We start from the raw sequence: 19,601 nt of genomic DNA on the forward strand, positions 1-19,601 counted from the left end.
GTTCACTGGGGCATCCTAACTCCGAGGTCCGACGTGTGGCGGTGTGCGATGTCCCCGACGGCCCGTTCGAGGTTGGGGTCCTCGCCACGGGCGAGACCGGCGTACTCCAGGTCGTACTCGCCGCGCTCAGCGCCCTTGCGGGGGACGACCTTCACCCACACGCGTCGGCGCGGGACGAAGAGCGACGTCAGCAGCCCGAGCGTGGAGAGCAGCGCGAACCCGGCGACCCACGCCTGCGACGGGTCGTGGTGCACGTCGAGCGACACGTAGCGCTTGACGCCGTCGAAGGTGATCGACCCGGCGCCGTCCGGCAGCTGCTTGGTCTGACCCGGCTCGAGCGCGATGCTCGCCGTGTCGGACTGACGGCCGGCTATCTGCTGCAGGCCCTTGGTGTCGAGCGTGTAGACGCTCTGCGGCACCCCGCTGTCGAGCCCGAGGTCGCCGGTGTAGACCTGCAGCGTCAGCAGCGGGTTCTGCGTGTCCGGGTAGGCGCTCGTGTACGCGCCGGAGGCGAGCTTCGACGCCGTCGGGTAGAAGAAACCGACCATGCCGAGCTGGTCCGGCAGCGCGTCCGGCACCTTGATGACGCCGGTGGACGTGTAGTTGGCGTCTTCGGGCAGGAACGGCACGACGTCCTGGAACGCGACGTTGCCCTCGCCGTCGCGCACCGTGACGTTCATCGCGTAGCCGTTGCCGAGCAGGTAGACGTTGGTCCCGCCGACGTGCAGCGGGTCGTTCACGCCGAGGCGGCTGGTCGTCGACTCGCCGCCCTTCTCCTTGCTCGTGACGGTCGCCGAGTAGTCGAGCGCCTGGCCGAGGGCGTCGAGGTTGCGCTCCTCGTACTTCGTGACGAACTTGTCGAGCGTCAGGTTGTAGCCCTTGAGGTCGGTCTGCTGGAACCAGCGACCGGGGTTGAACGAGTCGTAGGAGCCGAGGACGTTCGAGAACGTCTGCCCCTCGACCAGCAGCCGCTGCCCGGTGAACCCGAACCCGCCGCCGACGCCGACGGCCAGCAGGACGCCGACGAGCGCCGCGTGGAACACCAGGTTGCCGGTCTCGCGCAGGTAGCCGCGCTCCGCGCTCACCGAGTCGCCGAAGCGCTCGACGCGGTACCCGGAGCGCTTGAGGATCGCCATCGCACGCGTCACCGCGTGCTCGGTGGACGGGAGGCCCGTGGTCGCGTCGATCCCGGTGGTGCCGTCGATCATCGCGTCGGGCTGCACCGCCACGGTGCGGAAGCCCGCCAGTCGCGTCAGGCGCGCGGGAGTCCGGGGCGGACGGGTCCGCAGCGCCTGCCAGTGGTGCTTCGTGCGCGGCACGATGCAGCCGATCAGCGAGACGAACAGCAGGAGGTAGATCGCCGAGAACCACACCGAGGTGTAGGTGTCGAAGACCTGCAGCTTGTCGAGGATCGGGTAGAGCGTCGCGTGGTCGGCCTTGTACTGGACGACGCCGTTCGGGTCGGCGGTGCGCTGCGGCACGAGCGAGCCCGGGATCGCCGCGAGGGCGAGCAGCATGAGCAGGAACAGCGCGGTGCGCATGCTCGTGAGCTGCCGCCAGAAGAACCGGAGGGTGCCGATGAACCCGAGCTTCGGCTGGTTGATGCCGGGGTCGCCGGGGCCGGAGCCGTCGACGTGGTCGGACGGTCGCTGCGGGTCCGACGCGGTGTCGGCGCCCGTCGCTTCGGTTTCGGGGTCAGATCGCGGGGACAAAGCTCTGGATCACCGCCCCGACGCTCGACATGACGGCCGACCAGATTCCGGTGACCATGAGCAGACCGATGACGATCAGGATCGCTCCTCCGATGATGTTGACGGTGCGCATGTGGCGCTTCACGGCGCGGATCGCACCGGTGGCCCAGCCGGCCCCGACGGCGACCAGGACGAACGGGACGCCCAGACCCAGGCAGTACGCGACGCCGAGCCACATGCCCTGCCAGGCACTCCCCGACTGCACGCTGAGCAGGTTGATGGCGGCGAGGGTCGGTCCGAGGCACGGGGTCCACCCGAGGCCGAACACGATGCCGAGCAGCGGGGCGCCGACGAGTCCGGTCGCGGGCGTCCAGCTCGGCTTGATGGTGCGCTGCATGAACGTGAACCGCCCGACGAAGACCAGGCCCATCGCGATGACGACGACGCCGAGGACCTGCGTGATGAGGTCCCGCCAGCGCACGAGCCAGAACCCGAGCGCCCCGAACACCGTCGTGTACGCGACGAAGACCGCGGTGAACCCCAGGATGAACAGGAGCACCCCGAGCACGACCCGACCCCGGCGTTGCCCGCCCTCGGCGATCCCGCCGACGTACCCGAGGTAGCCGGGCACGAGCGGGAGCACGCACGGCGACAGGAACGAGACGAGCCCCGCGAGCGCCGCCACGGGCAGCGCAACGGCCATCTGGCCGCTCAGGATCGCGTCGGCGAAGGGGTTGGAGGCCACGGGTCAGGAGGCCTTGCCGGCGTCGAGTTCGTCGCTGATCAGGGTCTTCAGGATGCTCGTGCCGTCGACGGCACCGAGCACCCGGGCAGCCACGCGGCCCTTGGTGTCGAGGACGATCGTCGCCGGCACGGCGTTCGGAGCGATCTGACCGGACAGCGCGAGCTGCATCGTGCCGGTCTTCTGGTCGAGCACGGTCGGGTAGTCGACCCCGAAGGTGCGCTCGAAGGCAGCCGCGGTCGCTGCCTCGTCGCGGACGTTGACGCCGATGAACGCGACGTCGTCGGCACCGGCGTAGGACGCGTGCACCTTGTTGAGGTACTTCGCCTCGGCGCGGCACGGCGGGCAGCTCGCGTACCAGAAGTTCAGGACGACGACCTTGCCCTTGAGGTCCTTCGACGAGACGGTGTCACCGTCGGAGTCCTTCGCCTCGAAGTCGACCGCGTCGGACCGCTTGTCGGCGCTGACCTCGGTCACCGCGCCGTCGCCGGAGATGTAGTTCTGGGTGGTGCCGTTGCCGTACTGCTTCGCCAGGCCGCCGTTGTCCGACGAGCACCCCGACAGGACGAGCGCCGCGGCGACCGCCGTCGCTGCGAGGACCGCGAACCGCTTGCTGATGACGCTCACACTGCTCCTTCGTCGATGGCGGTCGCGCGCAGCTCCTGCGCGGGATCCGTGTACCCGACCTCGGTGAACCGACCGGTCGACGAGGCGGGCACCCGTTCGACGGTGGTGATGCTCGACAGGTCGCAACGGCGCTTGCGCGGGTCGTGCCAGAGCGACTCCCCCGCGAGCTTCCGGTGGACCATCCAGATCGGCAGCTGGTGGCTGACGAGGACGACGTCGCCGCCGTCGCCGCTCTCCCATGCCGTGGTCATCGCCGCGAGCATGCGGTTGGCGATCGACTCGTACGCCTCGCCCCAGCTCGGTCGGAACGGGTTCGCGATCCAGGGCCACTCCGCCGGGCGGCCGAGCGAACGCTTCGTGAAGCCCGGGGGCTGCCCCTCGTACCGGTTCGTCGGCTCGATGAGCCGCTCGTCCAGCGTGACGTCGAGCCCGTACGCGGCCGTCCACGGCGCCGCGGACTCCTGCGTGCGCTGCAGCGGCGAGGCGACGATCCGGCGCACGTCGACACCGGCGTCCTTCCACGCGGTCGCCGAGGCGAGGGCCATCTGCTTGCCGAGGTCGCTCAGTCCGAAGCCCGGGAGCCGGCCGTACAGGACGCGGTCGGGGTTGTGCACCTCACCGTGCCGGACGAGGTGGAGTCGGGTGGCGGGCATGGGTTCCAGTGTAGGTCGCCCGTCGGTGCTCACCGGCCCCACAGCCGATTCACCGGATGCGGAAGCGCTCAGCCGAGTTCGCCCGACAGCCGCCCGTGGATGGCCACCGAACCGGTGTTGAGGCCCACGACCTCGACCGTGGACCCGTGCTTGGCGAACCGTTGCTCGACGCCGTCCAGCGCCGCGACCGTCGAGGCGTCGAAGACGTGCGCGTCGGACATGTCGATGACCACGTGCTCCGGGTCCTCGGCGTAGGAGAACCGGGTGACGAGGTCGTTCGACGACGCGAAGAACAACGCTCCGCGGACCCGGTAGCGCACGGTGCGCTCGTCGACCGGCTCGCGCACGACCGTCACGACGTGGGCCGCCCGGCGCGCGAAGACGAGCGCCGCGACGACGACCCCGACGAGCACCCCGGTCGCGAGGTTCTCGGTCACGACGACCACCACGACCGTGATCAGCATGACCGCGGTCTCACCGAACGGCATCCGTCGCAGGGTGCGCGGGCGGATGCTGTGCCAGTCGAAGGTCGCCACGCACACCATGAGCATCACGGCGGTCAGCGCCGCCATCGGGATCTGCGCGACGAGGTCGTGCAGCACGATCGTCAGCACGAGCACGGACGCACCGGCGACGAAGGTCGAGATCCGGGTCCGCGCGCCCGCGGTCTTCACGTTGATGACCGTCTGGCCGATCATCGCGCAGCCACCCGTGCCACCGAAGAACGCCGATGCGATGTTCGCGACGCCCTGCCCCCAGGACTCCCGCCACTTGCTCGAGCCGGTCTCGGTGATCGAGTCGACGAGCTGCGCGGTCAGCAGGGTCTCGATGAGGCCGACGATCGCGACGCCGAACGCGTACGGCGCGACGATCTGCAGCGTCTCGAACGAGAACGGCGTCACGATGCCGTTGAACCCCGGCAGTGCGGTGGGCAGTTCGCCCTCGTCACCGACCGTGGGGACGACGACGCTGAAGAGCATGGTGATGCCGGTGATCACGACGACCGCGACGAGCGGCGCCGGGACCGCCTTGGTCAGGAACGGGAAGCCGACGATGATCGCGATGCCGAGGGCGGTCAGCGGCCAGACGACGAACGGGACGTCGTCGCCGAGCAGGTTGGGCAGCTGCGCGGTGAAGATGAGGATCGCCAGCGCGTTCACGAAGGCCACGTTGACACTGCGCGGGATGAAGCGCATCAGTCGCGCGACCCCGAGGAACCCGAGGACGAGCTGGAACACGCCGCCGAGCACGATCGCGGGCACGAGGTACTCGATGCCGTGTTCGCGGACGAGCGGCGCGATGACCAGCGCCACCGACCCGGCTGCGGCGGACACCATCGCCGGGCGCCCGCCCACGATCGAGATCACGATCGCGATGATCACGCTCGAGAAGAGACCGACCGCCGGGTCGACACCGGCGACGACGGAGAACGAGATCGCCTCGGGGATGAGGGCGAGCGCGGTGACGATTCCGGCCAGGACCTCTCGGGTCAGCGTGCGGGGTGAGCGGAGGGCGGTGAGGACGCTCGGGGCAGCCGGCGCGTGTGTGATCACGGACATCGACGGGAACTCTACCCTCACGTGAGGGTAGAGTTGTGCACCGTGAGCACCACCGACGCCCCGGACACGATGCACATCGGCGAGCTGGCGGACCGCGCCGGCATGTCCCTGCGGACGATCCGCCACTACGACGAGGTCGGTCTGCTCGTGCCGAGTGGCCGCACGACCGGCGGGTTCCGCGTCTACACCGCGCAGGACCTGGACCGGCTGCTCGTGATCCGCCGCATGAAGCCGCTCGGGTTCACGCTCGACGAGATGGCGGACCTGCTGCGGGTCGTCGACGCACTGGCGGCGAAGGACCCCGATGACGAGCCCGCGCTGGCTGCACGCCTCGACGAGTACCTCGACGACGCGCGGGCCCGGCACGCCAAGCTCGTCGAGCGCGCCGGCATGGCCGAGGAGTTCATCGGGACCCTGGGGTCACTCCGCGCTTCGCTCCCCTGAACGCTCGTACCGCGCGAGCCATCGCCGTTCAGCCTCAGCAGCTTCTTCGGGGGTGTACTCCAGACGTGCTTCCACCCGCTCGAACATGGCGATCATCTTCCGCGCCTTCCGCTTCGGGTACGCGTCGAGGATGACCTGGTTGAGACGTACCTGAGCACGTCGGCGTTCCTCACCGGTCATGTGCATGAACATCCGTTGCATCACGTTCCTCTTTCCCGAGTGTTCGTACCAGGACACTCACACCCGGATCGTCGACCCGTCCATGAATCTGCATGTCGTACATCGCGCCGGCGACCAATCGTCCGATCTCGACCTTGCCGACGTCGTCGGACGACACCATCTCGGCTGCCCAGACGACCTGTTGCCACACGTACGCCCGTTCGATCGCCCGCTGCTCTCGCCGCCACCGCATGAACGACCAGACCGTCGCCGTCGTGGTGCCTCCGAGCGCGAGCAACGACGCGACGATCGTCGCGACCGCCGCAGGCGGCCAGGTCGCGAGCTCCCCCATCCCCGTCCCCACCCGGTCCCCTCTCGTCCCGCGACCCGGCCACGTCGAGAACGCTACGGACCCACTCGACGCACCACGGGCCTCCCGGTCAGACCTGTGGACGACGCCGGACGCAGGCCGCCCTGTGGAGGGGAGCAGCCTGCGGACCGACGCCGCCGGACGCAGACGGTTAGACTCGACCACCGTGATCGAACGCACCCGCATCGCCGACCTCGCTGCCCTCCCCGACGGCCCCGTCTCCGTGGCCGGATGGGTCGAGACCGTCCGAGACCAGAAGAAGGTGCAGTTCGTCGTCCTCCGCGACGAGTCCGGCGCCGTCCAGCTCGTGAACCCCGCCACGCGCGAGGCCGAGGACGGTGACGACGCAGCCCAGGCCGCCCTCGCCACCACCAACGAGATCTCGGGCCTCGCCCACGGCACCTTCATCCACGCCACCGGCACCCTGAAGCACGACGAGCGCGTCAAGCTCGGCGGCCTCGAGGTCAAGGTCGGCGCGCTCGAGGTGGTGAGCGCCGCGATCCCGGAGACCCCGATCGCCGACGACTCGTCGCTCGACAAGCGGCTCGACTGGCGCTTCCTCGACCTGCGCAACCGCAAGCAGAACCTGATCTTCCGCATCCAGACGACGCTGGAGCACGCGTTCCGCACCTACTGGGTGGACCGCGACTACATCGAGATCCACACCCCGAAGCTGATGGCGTCGGCGTCCGAGTCGCGCGCCGAGCTGTTCCAGCTCGAGTACTTCGAGACGACCGCCTACCTGGCGCAGTCGCCGCAGAACTTCAAGCAGATGGCACAGCCCGCCGGCTTCGGCGCCGTGTTCGAGATCGCCGACGCGTTCCGCGCCGACCCCTCGTTCACGAGCCGGCACGCGACGGAGTTCACGAGCGTCGACGCCGAGTTCTCGTGGATCGAGTCCCACGAGGACGTCATGGCGATGCACGAAGAGGTCCTGGTCGCCGGCATCACCGCGGTCAAGGAGAAGTACGGCAAGGACATCGAGGAGGTCTTCGGCTTCGAGCTGCAGGTCCCCGCGACGCCGTTCCCCCGTGTGACCCTGGCCGAGGCCCGGAAGATCGTCGCGGACAGCGGACACGACGTCGTCCGCGCCGACGGCGACCTGGACCCCGAGGGCGAGCGCCGCGTCGCCGCCTGGGCGAAGGAGCACCACGGGTCGGAGTTCGTCTTCGTCACCGAGTACGACGCCTCGATCCGGCCGTACTACCACATGCGGAAGCCGGGTGACCCGACGCTCACGAACAGCTACGACCTCATCTTCAACGGTGCGGAGATCTCCACGGGCGCGCAGCGCGAGCACCGCGTCGACGTGCTCGAGGCGCAGGCCGTCGAGAAGGGCCTCGACCCCGAGGAGCTCGGCTGGTACCTCGACTTCTTCCGCTACGGCGTGCCGCCGCACGGCGGGTTCGGCATGGGCCTCGCGCGCGTGCTCATGCTCATGCTGGGCGAGCCGTCCATCCGCGAGGTCACGTACCTCTTCCGTGGCCCGACGCGTCTGACCCCGTAGTCACCGTCGACCGTGCAGAAGACGCCGCCTCCGAGTTCGGGAGGCGGCGTCTTCTGCACGGTGGGCGCGAGCGCCGGGGGCGGGACGGGAGGCCCGGCTCAGCGCTCCCAGTCGATGGCGGCCCGCCCCGTGACCAGTCCACGGATCTCGGCTGCGGCGGCCTGGTGGTCCGGGTGCACCTGGTACTCGTCGAGCCCCGCGAGGTCGTCGAACGACGCGACGACGGCGACGTCGCTGTTCTTGTCCGGGTAGGCGACGTTCTCGACGACCTCGAGCGAGCGGATCGACCCGATGGTGCCGGTCAGGCCGGTCAGGAGTTCGCGGATCCGGGCGATGGACGCGGCGCGGTCGAGGTCCTCGCGCAGGGTCCAGGCGACGACGTGGGAGATCATGCGGAGGCACCGGCCTTCTCGAGGGCACGTGCGAGCCGATCGGCGTCGACGTGCCAGTTGCTGTGGACGCGCCCGTCGACCAGCACGACGGGGATGTCCTCCGCGTACTCCTGGCGGAGGGCGTCGTCGTCGAGGATCGAGCGTTCCTGCAGGGTCACGCCGGGGTGTTCGGCGACGACGCGCTCGACCACGGGTCGGGCGTCGTCGCAGAGGTGGCATCCGGGCTTCGTCAGGAACGTCACTGCGGGCATGGCTCCAGCGTAGCCCGCGGCCCGCGTCCCCTGGGGAATGCGAAAGCCCCGGCGAACCGGGGCTTGACGCTGCAGGCTCGGGGCCTACTTCTTGTTGCGACGCTGGTGGCGCGTCTTGCGAAGCAGCTTGCGGTGCTTCTTCTTCGCCATGCGCTTGCGACGCTTCTTGATGACAGAACCCATGTGGACCTCGCTCGGACTGTGCTGATGTATCGGACACCGGGCCGTCGAGACCGCGGAAAATCAACCCGGCCGAGTCTACCGGAGGGCTGACGCGATGTCGAACGCGCCCGGAACGGACGTGCGTGCGCTCAGCCGACGTCTGCGATGCCACCGCGCAGCACGTCGGCGACGGCTGACTCGGGGACACGGAAGGACCGGCCGAAACGGATGGCGGGGAGCTCACCGGCGTGGACCATCCGGTACACGGTCATCTTCGAGACACGCATCATCTCGGCGACCTCAGCGACGGTGAGGAAGCGCACGTCGTCGAAACTGCCGGTCATGATCCGCCTTCGGTGGCTCGCACGCGATCCGCGCACGGGTTTGGTGTGACCTGTGTGGTCACTGGCAACTGTAGAGGCGCGTGCGACCCAGTGTCCAGGCTCAGTCTTCGTCCCCGCGACGGGTGAAGCGCTTGCGGCTGCGGTCGACGACGCGCTCCCAGCCCTGCTGCGCGCCGGAGATCGCCGCGGTGGCCCGGTAGGACGCCTCGGCCATGACACGCCCGAGCTCGGTGCCGACCTCGACGGTGGCCTTGCCGGCCGCACCGTTCCGGCGCACCGACACGGGTTGACCATCGGGGGTCCACGCCGTGGTCGCGGGCATGCCGTCGGCGTCGACCGCGCCGGTGAACGGCAGGACCCAGTCCTCCAGGGACACGAGCGGTTCCGGGTCGAGCCGGTAGAAGCGGTGCTGTCCTTCCTCGCGGCTGGTGACGAGGCCGATGTCACGCAGGACGCGGAGGTGCTTCGACACCGTCGGCTGGCTGACGCCCAGTCGTTCGACGAGCTGCCCGACGCTGAGTTCCCCGCCGGTGACGTCCGATCCGTACGCGGCGAGGAGGGTCCCGAGCAGCTCACGCCTGGTGGGGTCCGCCACGACGGAGAAGATGTCGGCCATGCGGGCAAGGCTAGCCGGGGCACCTCGGATGTACCATGACGAACCGTCCCGGCCCATGTCCTCGGAGGCATACGATGCTCGACCGCACCGAGCCGCTCCCGCGGCACGTGACCGTCACCCGACGACGGGGCGGACGGATCGTGACGGTCCTGCGATCGTCGCCGTCGCGATTGGCGATCGTGGTGTTCATCGCCCTCATCTTCGTGTTCACGGCGCTGTTCATGACGCCGTGGGCCGTCGCGGACCGGACCGGCACGCCCTTCTCGGACGCGCTGTTCACGGCGGCCTCGGTGGTGTGCGTCACCGGCCTCGCGACCGTCGACATGGCGACCCACTGGTCGGTGTTCGGCAAGGTCCTCGTGGTGATCGGCACGCAGATCGGCGCGGTGGGCGTGCTGACCTTCGCGTCGATCCTCGGGCTGTTCGTGACGCGCAAGCTCGGGCTCCGCGCGAAGCTGATGGCCGCGGGTGACTCGAACCCGCTCCGCACCCACCACGGTGCCGTGCCCGAGGGGCAGGCCGTCCGCCTCGGTGAGGTCGGCACCCTGCTCGCCACGGTGGCCGTGAGCACCCTGTCGATCGAGATCGTCCTCGGCCTGCTGCTCCTGCCGTCGGTGCTGATCGCGGGCATCCCGTTCTGGACCGCGGTCGGCGACTCCTTCTACTACGCGGCGATGGCGTTCACGAACACCGGCTTCTCGCCCAACGCGGACGGCCTCGACCCGTTCGCCCACGACTACTGGTTCCTGACGCTCCTGATGATCGGCGTCGTGGCGGGGTCGATCGGGTTCCCCGTCATCCGTGCCCTGACGAAGCAGCTCCGCACGCCGCGCCGCTGGCCGATCCACGTCAAGCTGACCCTGGCCACGAGCGCGGTCCTGCTCGTCGGCGGTGCGATCGTCTACACCGCGCTCGAGGCCTCGAACCCGACGACCTTCGGCGAGGAGGGTGCCGGGCGGACGGCGTTCCAGGCGCTCTTCCTGTCGACGATGACCCGCTCCGGCGGCTTCTCACTCGTCGACTTCGACCAGCTGAACGGATCGAGCCTGCTCGTCACCGACATGCTCATGTTCATCGGTGGCGGCTCCGCGTCGACCGCCGGCGGCATCAAGGTCACGACCCTCGCGGTGCTGTTCCTCGCCGCGGTGGCCGAGGCCCGCGGTCGGCAGAGCATGGAGGCGTTCGGGCGCCGCATCCCCAGTGACGTGCTGCGGGTCGCGGTCGCCATCGTGCTCTGGGGAGCGACGATCGTGGCGGTCGCGACCGTGGTGCTGCTGCAGATCACGGACGACTCGCTCGACCGCGTGCTGTTCGAGGTGATCTCGGCGTTCTCGACCAGTGGTCTGTCGTCCGGCGTGTCCGCGGACCTGCCCGAGTCCGGCAAGTACGTCCTGGCCGCCACCATGTTCCTCGGCCGGGTCGGTACAGTGACCATCGCCGCAGCCCTGGCCGCGAGTCAGAGCCGGCAGTTGTTCCGCCGTCCCGAGGAGAGGCCGATCGTTGGCTGACCGAACCCGTCCCCCGCACCCGATGGGTGCGATCAGTCACGACGCACCCGTGCTCGTCATCGGCCTCGGCCGCTTCGGCGCCGCCACCGCCGGTCAGCTCGAGCGGCAGGACCGCGAGGTCCTCGTCGTCGACACCGACGCCGGCCTGGTGCAGAAGTGGTCCGACCGCGTCACGCACGCCGTGCAGGCCGATGCGACCGACATCGACGCGCTGCGGCAGATCGGTGCGCAGGACTTCGCGATCGCGGTCGTCGGGACGGGCAGCGACCTCGAGTCGAGCGTGCTGATCACGGCGAACCTCGTCGACCTCGGCATCCCGCAGATCTGGGCGAAGGCCATCAGCCGCTCGCACGGCACGATCCTGTCCCGCATCGGCGCGAACCACGTCGTCTACCCGGAGCGTGAAGCCGGGGAGCGCACCGCACACCTGGTGTCTGGGCGCATGCTCGACTTCATCGAGTTCGACGACGACTTCGCCGTTGTCAAGATGTTCCCGCCACGGGCCGTGCGCGGGAAGGACCTCGCCACCACGGTGATCCGCACCCGGTTCGGTCTGACGGTGCTCGGCATCAAGCCGCCCGGGAGCCCGTTCGTGCCGGCGACGCCGGAGAGCATCATCGGCGAGGACGACGTGATCATCGTCTCGGGTTCCGAGACCGACCTGGAGCGCTTCGCGGCGTTCGAGTAGGTCCGTCCGCGCCCCTACGACGCGGCGATCTCCTCCGCGCGCGCGATCGCGGCGCGCGACGCGCGCAGGAAGGTGTCGGCCAGGTCGGCATCCTGCAGCACCGCGACGGCCCGCTCGGTGGTGCCCTTCGGGCTAGTGACGGCACGCCGCAGGTCGGCTGGCTCGCGATCCGACCGGTCGAGCAGCTCCACGGCGCCGCGCAGCGTGCCCTGCACCATCAAGGCCGCCTGGTCCGGGGTGAAGCCGAGCGCCTCGGCGGCTCGCTGCCACTCCTCGACCAGCAGGAAGACGTAGGCCGGACCCGAGCCGGAGACCGCGGACAGGGCGTCGAGCTGCGTCTCGGGCAACTCGATCACCTGCCCCGAGGCGGTGAACACCGACGACGCGAGCGCGACGGCGTCGGAGTCCGCAGACGCGCCGGCGCTGACCCCGGTGACACCGTGGCCGACGCCGATGGGCGTGTTCGGGAGCGCACGGACGACGCGCACACCGGCCGGTACCCGCGACTCCATGCTCGCGGTGGTGGTACCGACCGCCACGCTGACCAGCACCGCACCGGGCTCCAGGTCCGCGGCGACCTCGTCGAGCAGGTCCGCGATCACGTACGGCTTCACGCCGACGACGACGAGCGCCGCGCCACGGACAGCACGGCGGTTCGCATCGGGGTCGGTGTCGCTCGCGGTGGCGTCGAGCCCGCGCTCCCGGTGGGCGGCGGCGGACCCCTCGGACTTCGTCGTGAGGGTCACCGTCGCCGGGTCGAGCCCGGCGGCGAGCAGACCGTCGAGGACCGAGCCGGACATGGAGCCGACGCCGAGCAGGGCGGTACGGGGCAGGTCGATCGTCATGCTCCCGACCCTACCGACCGGCCTCGCCTAGGATCGTCTTCCAGATCGGGAGAAGGGGACAGCTGTGAGCGCTTCTGGAGGCACGAAGGCGATCCTCGCCGCACTCGGTGCGAACGTCGGCATCGCGATCGTGAAGTTCATCGCGGCCGCGATCAGCGGGTCCGCGTCGATGCTGGCCGAGGGCGTGCACTCCCTGGCCGACTCCGCGAACCAGCTCCTCCTGCTGCTCGGCGGACGCCGTGCCCGTCGCGCCGCCGACGAGGAGCACCCCTTCGGCTACGGGCGCGAACGCTACGTGTACGCCTTCGTCGTCTCGATCATCCTGTTCTCCGTCGGTGGCGTGTTCTCGCTCTACGAGGGCATCGAGAAGCTCACCCACCCGCACCCGCTCGAGAACTGGTGGCTGCCGCTCGTCGTGCTCGTCATCGCGATCGGGCTCGAGGGCTTCTCGCTCCGCACCGCACTGAAGGAGGCCCGGCCGCAGAAGGGCACGCTCAGCTGGGTCCAGTTCGTCCGCCGCGCCAAGGCCCCGGAGCTGCCCGTCGTCATGCTCGAGGACACCGCGGCACTGCTCGGCCTGGTCTTCGCCCTGTTCGGCGTCGGGCTGACCGCGATCACCGGCAACGGGGTGTTCGACGCGATCGGCACGATCTTCATCGCCGCCCTGCTCATCGCCGTCGCGGTCGTCCTGGGCATCGAGACGAAGAGCCTGCTCGTCGGCGAGGGCGCGACCGCCGCCGACGTCGAGCGGATCAAGCACGCGGTGCTCGACGGCCCGGAGGTCGACGCGATCATCCACATCAAGACCCTGTACCTGGGCCCGGACGAGCTCATGGTCGGCGTGAAGGTCGCCGTCGACGGCGACCGCCGCCTGGGGGACGTCGCCGCAGGCATCGACACGGTCGAGCACCGCGTGCGCACCGCGGTGCCGATCGCCCGGGTCATCTACGTCGAGCCCGATGTGCTCCGCACCGGTCCGCGTCCGCCGACCGAGGCGATCGTCATCCTCGCCGCTGACTGAAGAAGGCGTCGAGCAACGCGGCGCACTCGCGCTCGAGCACGCCGCCGACGACCTCGGAGCGGTGCGGCAGCCGGCGGTCCCTGGCGATGTCGTAGACGCTGCCGGTCGCGCCCGCCTTGGGGTCCCAGGCACCGAACACGACCCGCGGCACGCGCGCTGCCAGGATCGCCCCGGCGCACATCGGGCACGGCTCGAGCGTCACGACGAGCGTGTGCCCGTCGAGGTGCCAGTCCCCCGTCACCGCGGCCGCCGCACGGAGCGCGAGCACCTCGGCGTGCGCGGTCGGGTCCTGCAGTGCCTCGCGCTCGTTCCGGCCGACGGCGACGACCACGCCGTCGCGGTCGAGCACCACCGCCCCCACGGGGACGTCGCCGGTCGCCAGGCACGCGCGGGCCTCGTCGAGCGCGCGTTCCATCGCCGGGACGAACGGACGGGCAGCGGGCGCTTCCACAGGACCTCCTGGCGGTCGGCAGCACGGTAGGCTCGACCCTATGCGAGTCCACGTCGCCGACCACCCGCTCATCACCCACAAGCTCTCGGTGCTCCGCGACCGGACCACACCCTCCCCCACGTTCCGCGCCCTGACCGAAGAGCTCGTCACGCTCCTCGCGTACGAGGCCACGCGCAACGTCCGGGTCACCGCGACGCCCATCGACACCCCCGTGGCGCACACCATGGGCGTCTCGATCGCCAAGCCGCGTCCGCTCGTCGTCCCGATCCTGCGTGCCGGTCTCGGCATGCTCGAGGGCATGGTCAAGCTCGTGCCGACGGCCGAGGTCGGGTTCCTCGGCATGGCCCGCAACGAGGAGACCCTCGAGCCGCAGACCTACGCCGAGCGCCTGCCCGACGACCTGTCCGGCCGGCAGTGCTTCGTGCTCGACCCGATGCTGGCCACCGGCGGCACCCTCGCCGCCGCCATCGACTTCCTGTTCGCCCGCGGCGCCGAAGAGGTCACCTGCGTGTGCATCCTCGGTGCCCCGGAGGGGCTCGCGATGGTCGAGCAGGCCGTCGGCGACCGCAACGTCTCGATCGTGCTCGGCGCCCTCGACGAGAAGCTCGACGAGAACGGGTACATCGTCCCCGGTCTCGGCGACGCCGGCGACCGCCTCTACGGACTGGCCGAGTAGGCAGTCGACGTCACCCACGATCGACGGGAGGCCCGTGGCGACACCGCCACGGGCCTCCCGTCGCCCGTCAGCACGGTCCACCGCCGCCGGTGCGCGGAACGCACCGTCCACCCGGACGGTTGACACCGCCTTGGTATACCGCCGATACTCGTCCCATGACTGCAACCGTGTCCACCCGCGTCCTCTCCGAGGTCCAGGGGACTGCCGGCATGATGATGCCGGTCGCCGTCATGCGTTGTCGAATGTGTGCCTGATCGGCACCCGTTCCAGCCGGATCCCCCGCGACACCACCCCGGTCGCGAGCGTGTGATCCCCGGGTGACGGACACCGTCGACGACGCGCACCACGTCACGAGGTCTGTCTCCCGTTCCCCCGGGTCCGCCCCGGTCCCCAGCAGGACCGCAGGGCACGACGGCATCCAGCCGTACCCGGGTCGACGCATTCGACACCGCCGCACGCGCCACACGCGCACCGGCCACATCGCCCGGAGAACCACCATGTCGCTCACCATCGCCCAGCCCCGCACCGCGCTCCGCACCGCCGCTCCGGCGCCGACCGACCTCGGGACCGTCACCCCGATCCGGCCCCGTCCCGCGACCCCGGCCACGACCGGCCAGACCGCCGTGCCGACCAGCCCGGTCGTCGCACCGCAGCGGAACCGCTCCCTGCCGGAGGGCACCGAGGCCCGTGGCTTCGCGCTGTACGTCGGGATCGACGAGGCGAAGGCGGCAGCAGCCGGCACCACGCTCGCGGCCGTCGTCGAGCAGCTGAAGGCGCTGACCGCGCAGCTCGTCCCGAACTCGGAGACGTACGCGGCCGTCGCCGTCGCCGCGGAGCAGTCCGGCGGCCGCGACGTCGACGTCGTCCGGCTGGCGTTGCAGGACCGCTCCGCCGTCGCCGCGCGCAAGCAGGCCGAGAAGCCCGAGCCGGAGGAGACCGGGGTCGTCATCGACATCTCCCGGAAGCGCGTCACCCTCGACGGTGCAGCAGCACCCCTGACGTACAAGGAGTTCGAACTCCTGCAGTTCCTGGTGCTCCGCGAGGGACAGACGGTGGACCGCTCGGCGATCATCGACGGCCTGTGGTCGGACGGCGAGGACGAGACCCCGAACGAGCGCACCATCGACGTGCACGTGCGCCGACTCCGCTCCAAGCTCGGCGCGTTCGAGGAGATCGTCCGCACCGTGCGCGGCGTCGGGTACCGGTTCGACCGGCACGCCGACGTGGCCGTCCGCTACGCCTCGACGCCGTCGCCCGACCTCTTCTGATCCTGATCGGTCGCTCTTGGTGAACTCGCAGCGAACGACCCACGGAGAGGCTAGCGCGCCGTTACCGCTTCGTTATACAGTCGGACGCGCAGACGGTGTTTGCTGTGGCACCGGCTGCGGAATGTGATTGCAGGAAACTCTTGGTGCAAGGGAGAGGGCCGGTCGCTCGGAAGAGCGGCCGGCCCTCGTGCACGTCGGGCTGGTGCATGTCGCACCCTCGTGCATGTCGAACCCGCTCCTGTCGGGGGCCGTCGGTAGTGTGGACGGACCGTCCGACCAGAGGGGAGCGCGATCGTGAGCGACTCACGCCGCAGCGAGAAGGCGACCGCCGTCGCTGCCTGGGAATCACTGTTCCGCGCCCAGGTCACCGTGATGCGGAGCCTCAACGCGGACTTCCCCGGCGGCGAGATCTCCTTCAACGAGTACGACGTCTGCTTCAACCTGTCGACGCAGCCCGGCCGGCGCTGCCGCATGCGTGACCTCACCGGTCACCTGCTCCTCACCCAGCCGAGCGTGAGCCGCCTGGTCGATCGCCTGCTCGCCCGCGGGATCGTCGAGAAGCAGCCGGATCCGTCCGACGCCCGCGGCGTCATCGTGGCGCTCACCCCGCACGGGTTCGACGTCTACCGCCAGGTGGCCGTGCAGCACGCGGCGAGCATCGCGCAGCAGGTCGGCGCCGGGCTCTCCGACGCCGAACTCCGCACCCTCACCGAGCTGTGCACGAAGCTGCGGCTCGCGGTCGGCACCGCCCCGGGTCGACGACCCGTCACGCGGACGGTCTCCGAGTCGGATCCGGCACCGGTGTGACCGGCGCACTGGTCTGGCTCCGCGACGACCTGCGACTGGCCGACAACCCCGCACTGCGCGCTGCGATCGACCACGGCGGCGACGTCACGGTGGTCTACGTCCTCGACGACGAGTCCCCCGGCATCCGTCCCGCCGGCGCCGCCAGCCGCTGGTGGCTCCACCACTCGCTCACCGCCCTCGACGGCGAACTGCGCGACCGTGACTCGCGCCTGGTGCTGCGACGGGGCGCGGCCGCCGCGGTGATCGACACCCTCGTCGCCGAGTCCGGAGCGGACGCCGTGTTCTGGAACCGTCGGTACGGTCCCGCCGAACGTGAGGTCGACGCCGGCATCAAGAGCGCGCTGCACGACCGCGGCATCGAAGCGCACAGCTTCGCGGCGAACCTGCTCTGGGAACCGTGGACCGTGCTCACGGGTCAGGGCGAACCGTACAAGGTGTTCACCCCGTTCTGGCGCGCCGCCCAGGCGATGCCCGAACCGCGGCACCCGCTCCCGAAGCCCCGGGACCTGCCCGCACCTGCCCGGGTCACGAGCGACGACCTGGACCAGTGGGACCTGCTGCCGACCCGTCCCGACTGGGCCGGCGGACTCCGCGACGCCTGGGAGCCCGGCGAGCACGGCGCCCACCAGCGGCTCGAGCACTTCGTCACCCACGCGCTCGAGGACTACGACCAGCGGGACGAACCCGCCATGGCAGCCACGAGCGACCTGTCCCCGCACCTGCGCTGGGGCGAGGTCAGCCCGTACCAGGTGTGGCACCGGTTGCACGGAGCGCTCGAGCCGGAGCAGCGCAAGAACGCCTCGGCCTTCCTGCGGCAGCTGGCGTGGCGCGAGTTCAACTGGAACGAGCACTTCCACTGCGAGGACATCACGACGGTGAACGTGCGTCGGGAGTTCGACGCGTTCCCGTGGCGGGACGCCCCGGCGGCCGAGGTCGACCGATGGCGCACCGGCACGACCGGGTTCGACCTCGTCGACGCCGGCATGCGGGAGCTGTGGCACTCCGGCGCCATGCACAACCGCGTCCGGTTGGCGACCGCGAGCTTCCTCGTCAAGAACCTGCTCGTCGACTGGCGCGTGGGCGAGCAGTGGTTCTGGGACACCCTCGTCGACGCCGACTCGGCCAACAACGCCGGGAACTGGCAGTGGGTCGCCGGTTCGGGCTTCGACGCGGCGCCGTACTTCCGCGTGTTCAACCCCGACCGGCAGCTCGAGCGGTTCGACCCGCACCGCGAGTACGTGCACCGATGGGTCCCCTCGGACGAGCTCCGGCCCGAGCCGATGGTCGACCTCAAGGCGACGCGGCAGCGCGCGCTCGACGCCTACGCAGAGATGCGTCGGTCGTGAACCCGTGGGACGCCGCCGTCGCGCAGGTCGACGCGCTCTTCCGTGACCGTGTCGACCGCGGCGTCGCACCGAGCAACGCGTGGGGTGTGTTCGACCGGACGGGCCTCGTCGCCTCCGGGGGCCACGGCGACCGGGGCGACGGGGGCGACGGGCAGCGACCCGATGCCGACAGCGTCTACCGGATCGCGTCGTGCACCAAGAGCGTCACCGCGGCGACGCTGCTGACGCTGGTCTCCGACGGCCACCTGGACCTCGACGCACCGGTCACCGCCTTCGTGCCGGCGTTCGGCGCCGTGCACCTGCCCACACCGGACTCCCCCGTGCCGACCGTACGGATGCTGCTGACCATGTCGGCCGGGTTCCCCACCGACGACCCCTGGGCGGACCGGCAGGAGTCGATCAGCGACGCCGAGCTCGACGACGTCCTGCGCGGCGGGCTGTTGTTCGACTCCGTGCCCGGCACCCGGTTCGCGTACTCAAACCTCGGCTACGCCCTGCTCGGTCGGGTCGTCGCCGTCGTCTCCGGCCGCCCGTTCACCGAGGTTGCACGCGACACGGTGCTCCGGCCGCTCGGTCTCGACCACACGGTGTTCAGCGCGGCCGAGTCACCGGGGCCGGTCGTCACCGGGTTCCGTCCGCACGACGGCGACTGGGAGCCCCTGCCGATGACCGGCCCGGGGGCGTTCTCGTCCATCGGTGGCCTGTTCTCCACCGTCCGCGACCTCGCACGCTGGGCGACGCACCTGGCATCGGCGTCGTCCGACACCCCGGAGCCCGGACCGGTCTCCCCCGCCGATCGCCGGCTCATGCAGCAGGCGATGCGGGTCGTGCCGTCGTCCGTGGTCCCCGGCTCGTCGCGCGCCACGGCGTACGGCTTCGGGCTGTTCGTCGAGCAGGACGACCGGTTCGGCGAACTCGTCTCGCACTCCGGCGGCTACCCCGGGTTCTCGGCGCACATGCGGTGGTCCGCGCAGACCGGCCTCGGTGTCGTCGCGTTCGAGAACGCCACGCAGGCGAAGGTCTCGGCCGCGGCGCAGCAGGCACACGACCTGCTCCTGGAGACCGCGCGTCCGACGGCGTCCCCGGCACTCGCCGGTGCGGGCACCGGACCCGCGCGCCGCCCCGGCGCCGACCCGACCATCCGGGCGACGCGAGGCGCGCAGTCCGCCGTGACGGGCCTCCTGGCCGACTGGCGCGACGACGTGGCGGACGCGATCTGCACGCCGAACGTGGCGATGGACGTCCCCTACGATCGCCGCCGACGCGCGATCGCCGCCGCGGTCGCCGAGGTGGGGGCGGACCTGACCGCTGCTCCCGTCGCCGAGCAGTCGTCGACGCCGTCGCACCTGCGCTGGTGGCTGCCCGGCACCTGCGGGCGCCTGCGCGTCGAGATACGGCTCGCCCCGTCGTCGACCGGCCGCGTCCAGACCCTCACCGTCGTGGCGGAGCCCGCAGAGGGCTGACCGGGCGGAGC

At 70.6% G+C, this 19,601-nt stretch carries 24 protein-coding genes; 10 read left to right on the forward strand and 14 right to left on the reverse strand.

Translation table 11 applies throughout. The annotated features are described in order from the left end of the window. Positions 1 to 2: 2 nt before the first annotated feature. From KZI27_RS14525 to KZI27_RS14545, 5 genes are all read right to left on the reverse strand, one after another. Positions 3 to 1,712, reverse strand: coding sequence for a cytochrome c biogenesis protein ResB (locus KZI27_RS14525; protein ID WP_261783908.1), 1,710 nt, complete (start codon positions 1,710 to 1,712; stop codon positions 3 to 5). Further along, positions 1,696 to 2,394, reverse strand: a complete 699-nt coding sequence (locus KZI27_RS14530; protein WP_123314083.1) for a cytochrome c biogenesis CcdA family protein — start codon at positions 2,392 to 2,394, stop codon at positions 1,696 to 1,698. The genes KZI27_RS14525 and KZI27_RS14530 overlap by 17 nt, the downstream gene beginning before the upstream one ends. 45 nt (positions 2,395 to 2,439) lie before the next feature. Continuing rightward, positions 2,440 to 3,060 carry a TlpA family protein disulfide reductase gene (locus tag KZI27_RS14535; protein ID WP_123313854.1) on the reverse strand — a complete coding sequence of 207 codons (621 nt, stop codon included), beginning with the start codon at positions 3,058 to 3,060 and terminating at the stop codon, positions 2,440 to 2,442. Further along, the gene (locus KZI27_RS14540) at positions 3,057 to 3,713 is read right to left on the reverse strand and encodes a histidine phosphatase family protein (protein ID WP_222658166.1); all 657 of its coding nucleotides are present in this window, start codon (positions 3,711 to 3,713) and stop codon (positions 3,057 to 3,059) included. Before KZI27_RS14540 ends, KZI27_RS14535 begins: the two co-directional genes overlap by 4 nt. Before the next feature lie 68 nt (positions 3,714 to 3,781). Continuing rightward, positions 3,782 to 5,272 (reverse strand): SulP family inorganic anion transporter, encoded by a 1,491-nt coding sequence (locus KZI27_RS14545; protein ID WP_222658167.1) that lies wholly within the window; start codon positions 5,270 to 5,272, stop codon positions 3,782 to 3,784. 69 nt (positions 5,273 to 5,341) lie between these two features. Between KZI27_RS14545 and KZI27_RS14550 the strand changes: the two genes are divergently transcribed. Then, on the forward strand, positions 5,342 to 5,716 hold the full coding sequence (locus tag KZI27_RS14550) for a MerR family transcriptional regulator (protein ID WP_111084475.1): 375 nt from the start codon (positions 5,342 to 5,344) through the stop codon (positions 5,714 to 5,716). On the opposite strand, the gene KZI27_RS14555 is transcribed toward KZI27_RS14550, so the two are convergent. Further along, positions 5,693 to 5,896 (reverse strand): hypothetical protein, encoded by a 204-nt coding sequence (locus KZI27_RS14555; RefSeq protein WP_027466339.1) that lies wholly within the window; start codon positions 5,894 to 5,896, stop codon positions 5,693 to 5,695. The two genes, KZI27_RS14550 and KZI27_RS14555, sit on opposite strands and share 24 nt — an antisense overlap. Then, a complete protein-coding gene (locus tag KZI27_RS14560; protein WP_222658168.1) occupies positions 5,886 to 6,227 on the reverse strand; it encodes a hypothetical protein in 342 nt (113 codons plus the stop codon). Before KZI27_RS14560 ends, KZI27_RS14555 begins: the two co-directional genes overlap by 11 nt. 184 nt (positions 6,228 to 6,411) lie before the next feature. Here KZI27_RS14560 and aspS point away from each other — a divergent pair, with 184 nt between their 5' ends. After that, positions 6,412 to 7,752 (forward strand): aspartate--tRNA(Asn) ligase, encoded by a 1,341-nt coding sequence (gene aspS, locus KZI27_RS14565; RefSeq protein ID WP_123313859.1) that lies wholly within the window; start codon positions 6,412 to 6,414, stop codon positions 7,750 to 7,752. Between the two features lie 98 nt (positions 7,753 to 7,850). On the opposite strand, the gene KZI27_RS14570 is transcribed toward aspS, so the two are convergent. From KZI27_RS14570 to KZI27_RS14590, 5 genes are all read right to left on the reverse strand, one after another. Continuing rightward, positions 7,851 to 8,144: a Dabb family protein gene (locus KZI27_RS14570; protein ID WP_123313860.1), complete on the reverse strand. Its 294-nt coding sequence runs from the start codon at positions 8,142 to 8,144 to the stop codon at positions 7,851 to 7,853. After that, on the reverse strand, positions 8,141 to 8,395 hold the full coding sequence (locus KZI27_RS14575; RefSeq protein WP_111084287.1) for a glutaredoxin family protein: 255 nt from the start codon (positions 8,393 to 8,395) through the stop codon (positions 8,141 to 8,143). Before KZI27_RS14575 ends, KZI27_RS14570 begins: the two co-directional genes overlap by 4 nt. Before the next feature lie 84 nt (positions 8,396 to 8,479). Next, entirely contained in the window at positions 8,480 to 8,578 is a 99-nt protein-coding gene (locus KZI27_RS14580) for a 30S ribosomal protein bS22 (protein ID WP_003792170.1), read from the reverse strand. Positions 8,579 to 8,706: 128 nt separating this feature from the next. Next, positions 8,707 to 8,901 (reverse strand): helix-turn-helix domain-containing protein, encoded by a 195-nt coding sequence (locus tag KZI27_RS14585; protein ID WP_022902482.1) that lies wholly within the window; start codon positions 8,899 to 8,901, stop codon positions 8,707 to 8,709. Positions 8,902 to 9,001: 100 nt separating this feature from the next. Beyond that, positions 9,002 to 9,517, reverse strand: a complete 516-nt coding sequence (locus KZI27_RS14590) for an ArsR/SmtB family transcription factor (protein WP_123313861.1) — start codon at positions 9,515 to 9,517, stop codon at positions 9,002 to 9,004. 74 nt (positions 9,518 to 9,591) lie between these two features. Between KZI27_RS14590 and KZI27_RS14595 the strand changes: the two genes are divergently transcribed. Both KZI27_RS14595 and KZI27_RS14600 read left to right on the forward strand, forming a co-directional pair. Then, on the forward strand, positions 9,592 to 11,025 hold the full coding sequence (locus KZI27_RS14595) for a TrkH family potassium uptake protein (protein WP_222658169.1): 1,434 nt from the start codon (positions 9,592 to 9,594) through the stop codon (positions 11,023 to 11,025). A 22-nt stretch (positions 11,026 to 11,047) separates the two neighbouring features. Continuing rightward, positions 11,048 to 11,713, forward strand: coding sequence for a potassium channel family protein (locus KZI27_RS14600; protein WP_123313863.1), 666 nt, complete (start codon positions 11,048 to 11,050; stop codon positions 11,711 to 11,713). Between the two features lie 14 nt (positions 11,714 to 11,727). Here KZI27_RS14600 and proC read toward each other — a convergent pair whose 3' ends face one another. After that, on the reverse strand, positions 11,728 to 12,558 hold the full coding sequence (gene proC, locus KZI27_RS14605; RefSeq protein ID WP_222658170.1) for a pyrroline-5-carboxylate reductase: 831 nt from the start codon (positions 12,556 to 12,558) through the stop codon (positions 11,728 to 11,730). Positions 12,559 to 12,622: 64 nt separating this feature from the next. Here proC and KZI27_RS14610 point away from each other — a divergent pair, with 64 nt between their 5' ends. Continuing rightward, on the forward strand, positions 12,623 to 13,579 hold the full coding sequence (locus KZI27_RS14610) for a cation diffusion facilitator family transporter (protein WP_222658171.1): 957 nt from the start codon (positions 12,623 to 12,625) through the stop codon (positions 13,577 to 13,579). On the opposite strand, the gene KZI27_RS14615 is transcribed toward KZI27_RS14610, so the two are convergent. After that, positions 13,560 to 13,994, reverse strand: coding sequence for a nucleoside deaminase (locus tag KZI27_RS14615; protein WP_123314085.1), 435 nt, complete (start codon positions 13,992 to 13,994; stop codon positions 13,560 to 13,562). The two genes, KZI27_RS14610 and KZI27_RS14615, sit on opposite strands and share 20 nt — an antisense overlap. Before the next feature lie 76 nt (positions 13,995 to 14,070). Between KZI27_RS14615 and upp the strand changes: the two genes are divergently transcribed. The 5 genes from upp (at position 14,071) to KZI27_RS14640 (ending at position 19,590) form a co-directional block, all read left to right on the forward strand. Next, complete coding sequence (gene upp, locus KZI27_RS14620) at positions 14,071 to 14,706, forward strand: uracil phosphoribosyltransferase (RefSeq protein WP_071290729.1); 636 nt, start codon at positions 14,071 to 14,073, stop codon at positions 14,704 to 14,706. Between the two features lie 497 nt (positions 14,707 to 15,203). Next, the gene (locus KZI27_RS14625; protein WP_222658172.1) at positions 15,204 to 15,974 is read left to right on the forward strand and encodes a winged helix-turn-helix domain-containing protein; all 771 of its coding nucleotides are present in this window, start codon (positions 15,204 to 15,206) and stop codon (positions 15,972 to 15,974) included. A 294-nt stretch (positions 15,975 to 16,268) separates the two neighbouring features. Further along, a complete protein-coding gene (locus KZI27_RS14630) occupies positions 16,269 to 16,781 on the forward strand; it encodes a MarR family winged helix-turn-helix transcriptional regulator (protein ID WP_261783909.1) in 513 nt (170 codons plus the stop codon). After that, a complete protein-coding gene (locus KZI27_RS14635) occupies positions 16,778 to 18,127 on the forward strand; it encodes a cryptochrome/photolyase family protein (RefSeq protein WP_222658173.1) in 1,350 nt (449 codons plus the stop codon). Before KZI27_RS14630 ends, KZI27_RS14635 begins: the two co-directional genes overlap by 4 nt. Next, positions 18,124 to 19,590 (forward strand): serine hydrolase domain-containing protein, encoded by a 1,467-nt coding sequence (locus KZI27_RS14640; protein ID WP_222658174.1) that lies wholly within the window; start codon positions 18,124 to 18,126, stop codon positions 19,588 to 19,590. The genes KZI27_RS14635 and KZI27_RS14640 overlap by 4 nt, the downstream gene beginning before the upstream one ends. Positions 19,591 to 19,601: the final 11 nt, after the last annotated feature.

The sequence above is a fragment of the Curtobacterium sp. TC1 genome (assembly GCF_019844075.1).
In the GTDB taxonomy this organism is placed as follows: domain Bacteria; phylum Actinomycetota; class Actinomycetes; order Actinomycetales; family Microbacteriaceae; genus Curtobacterium.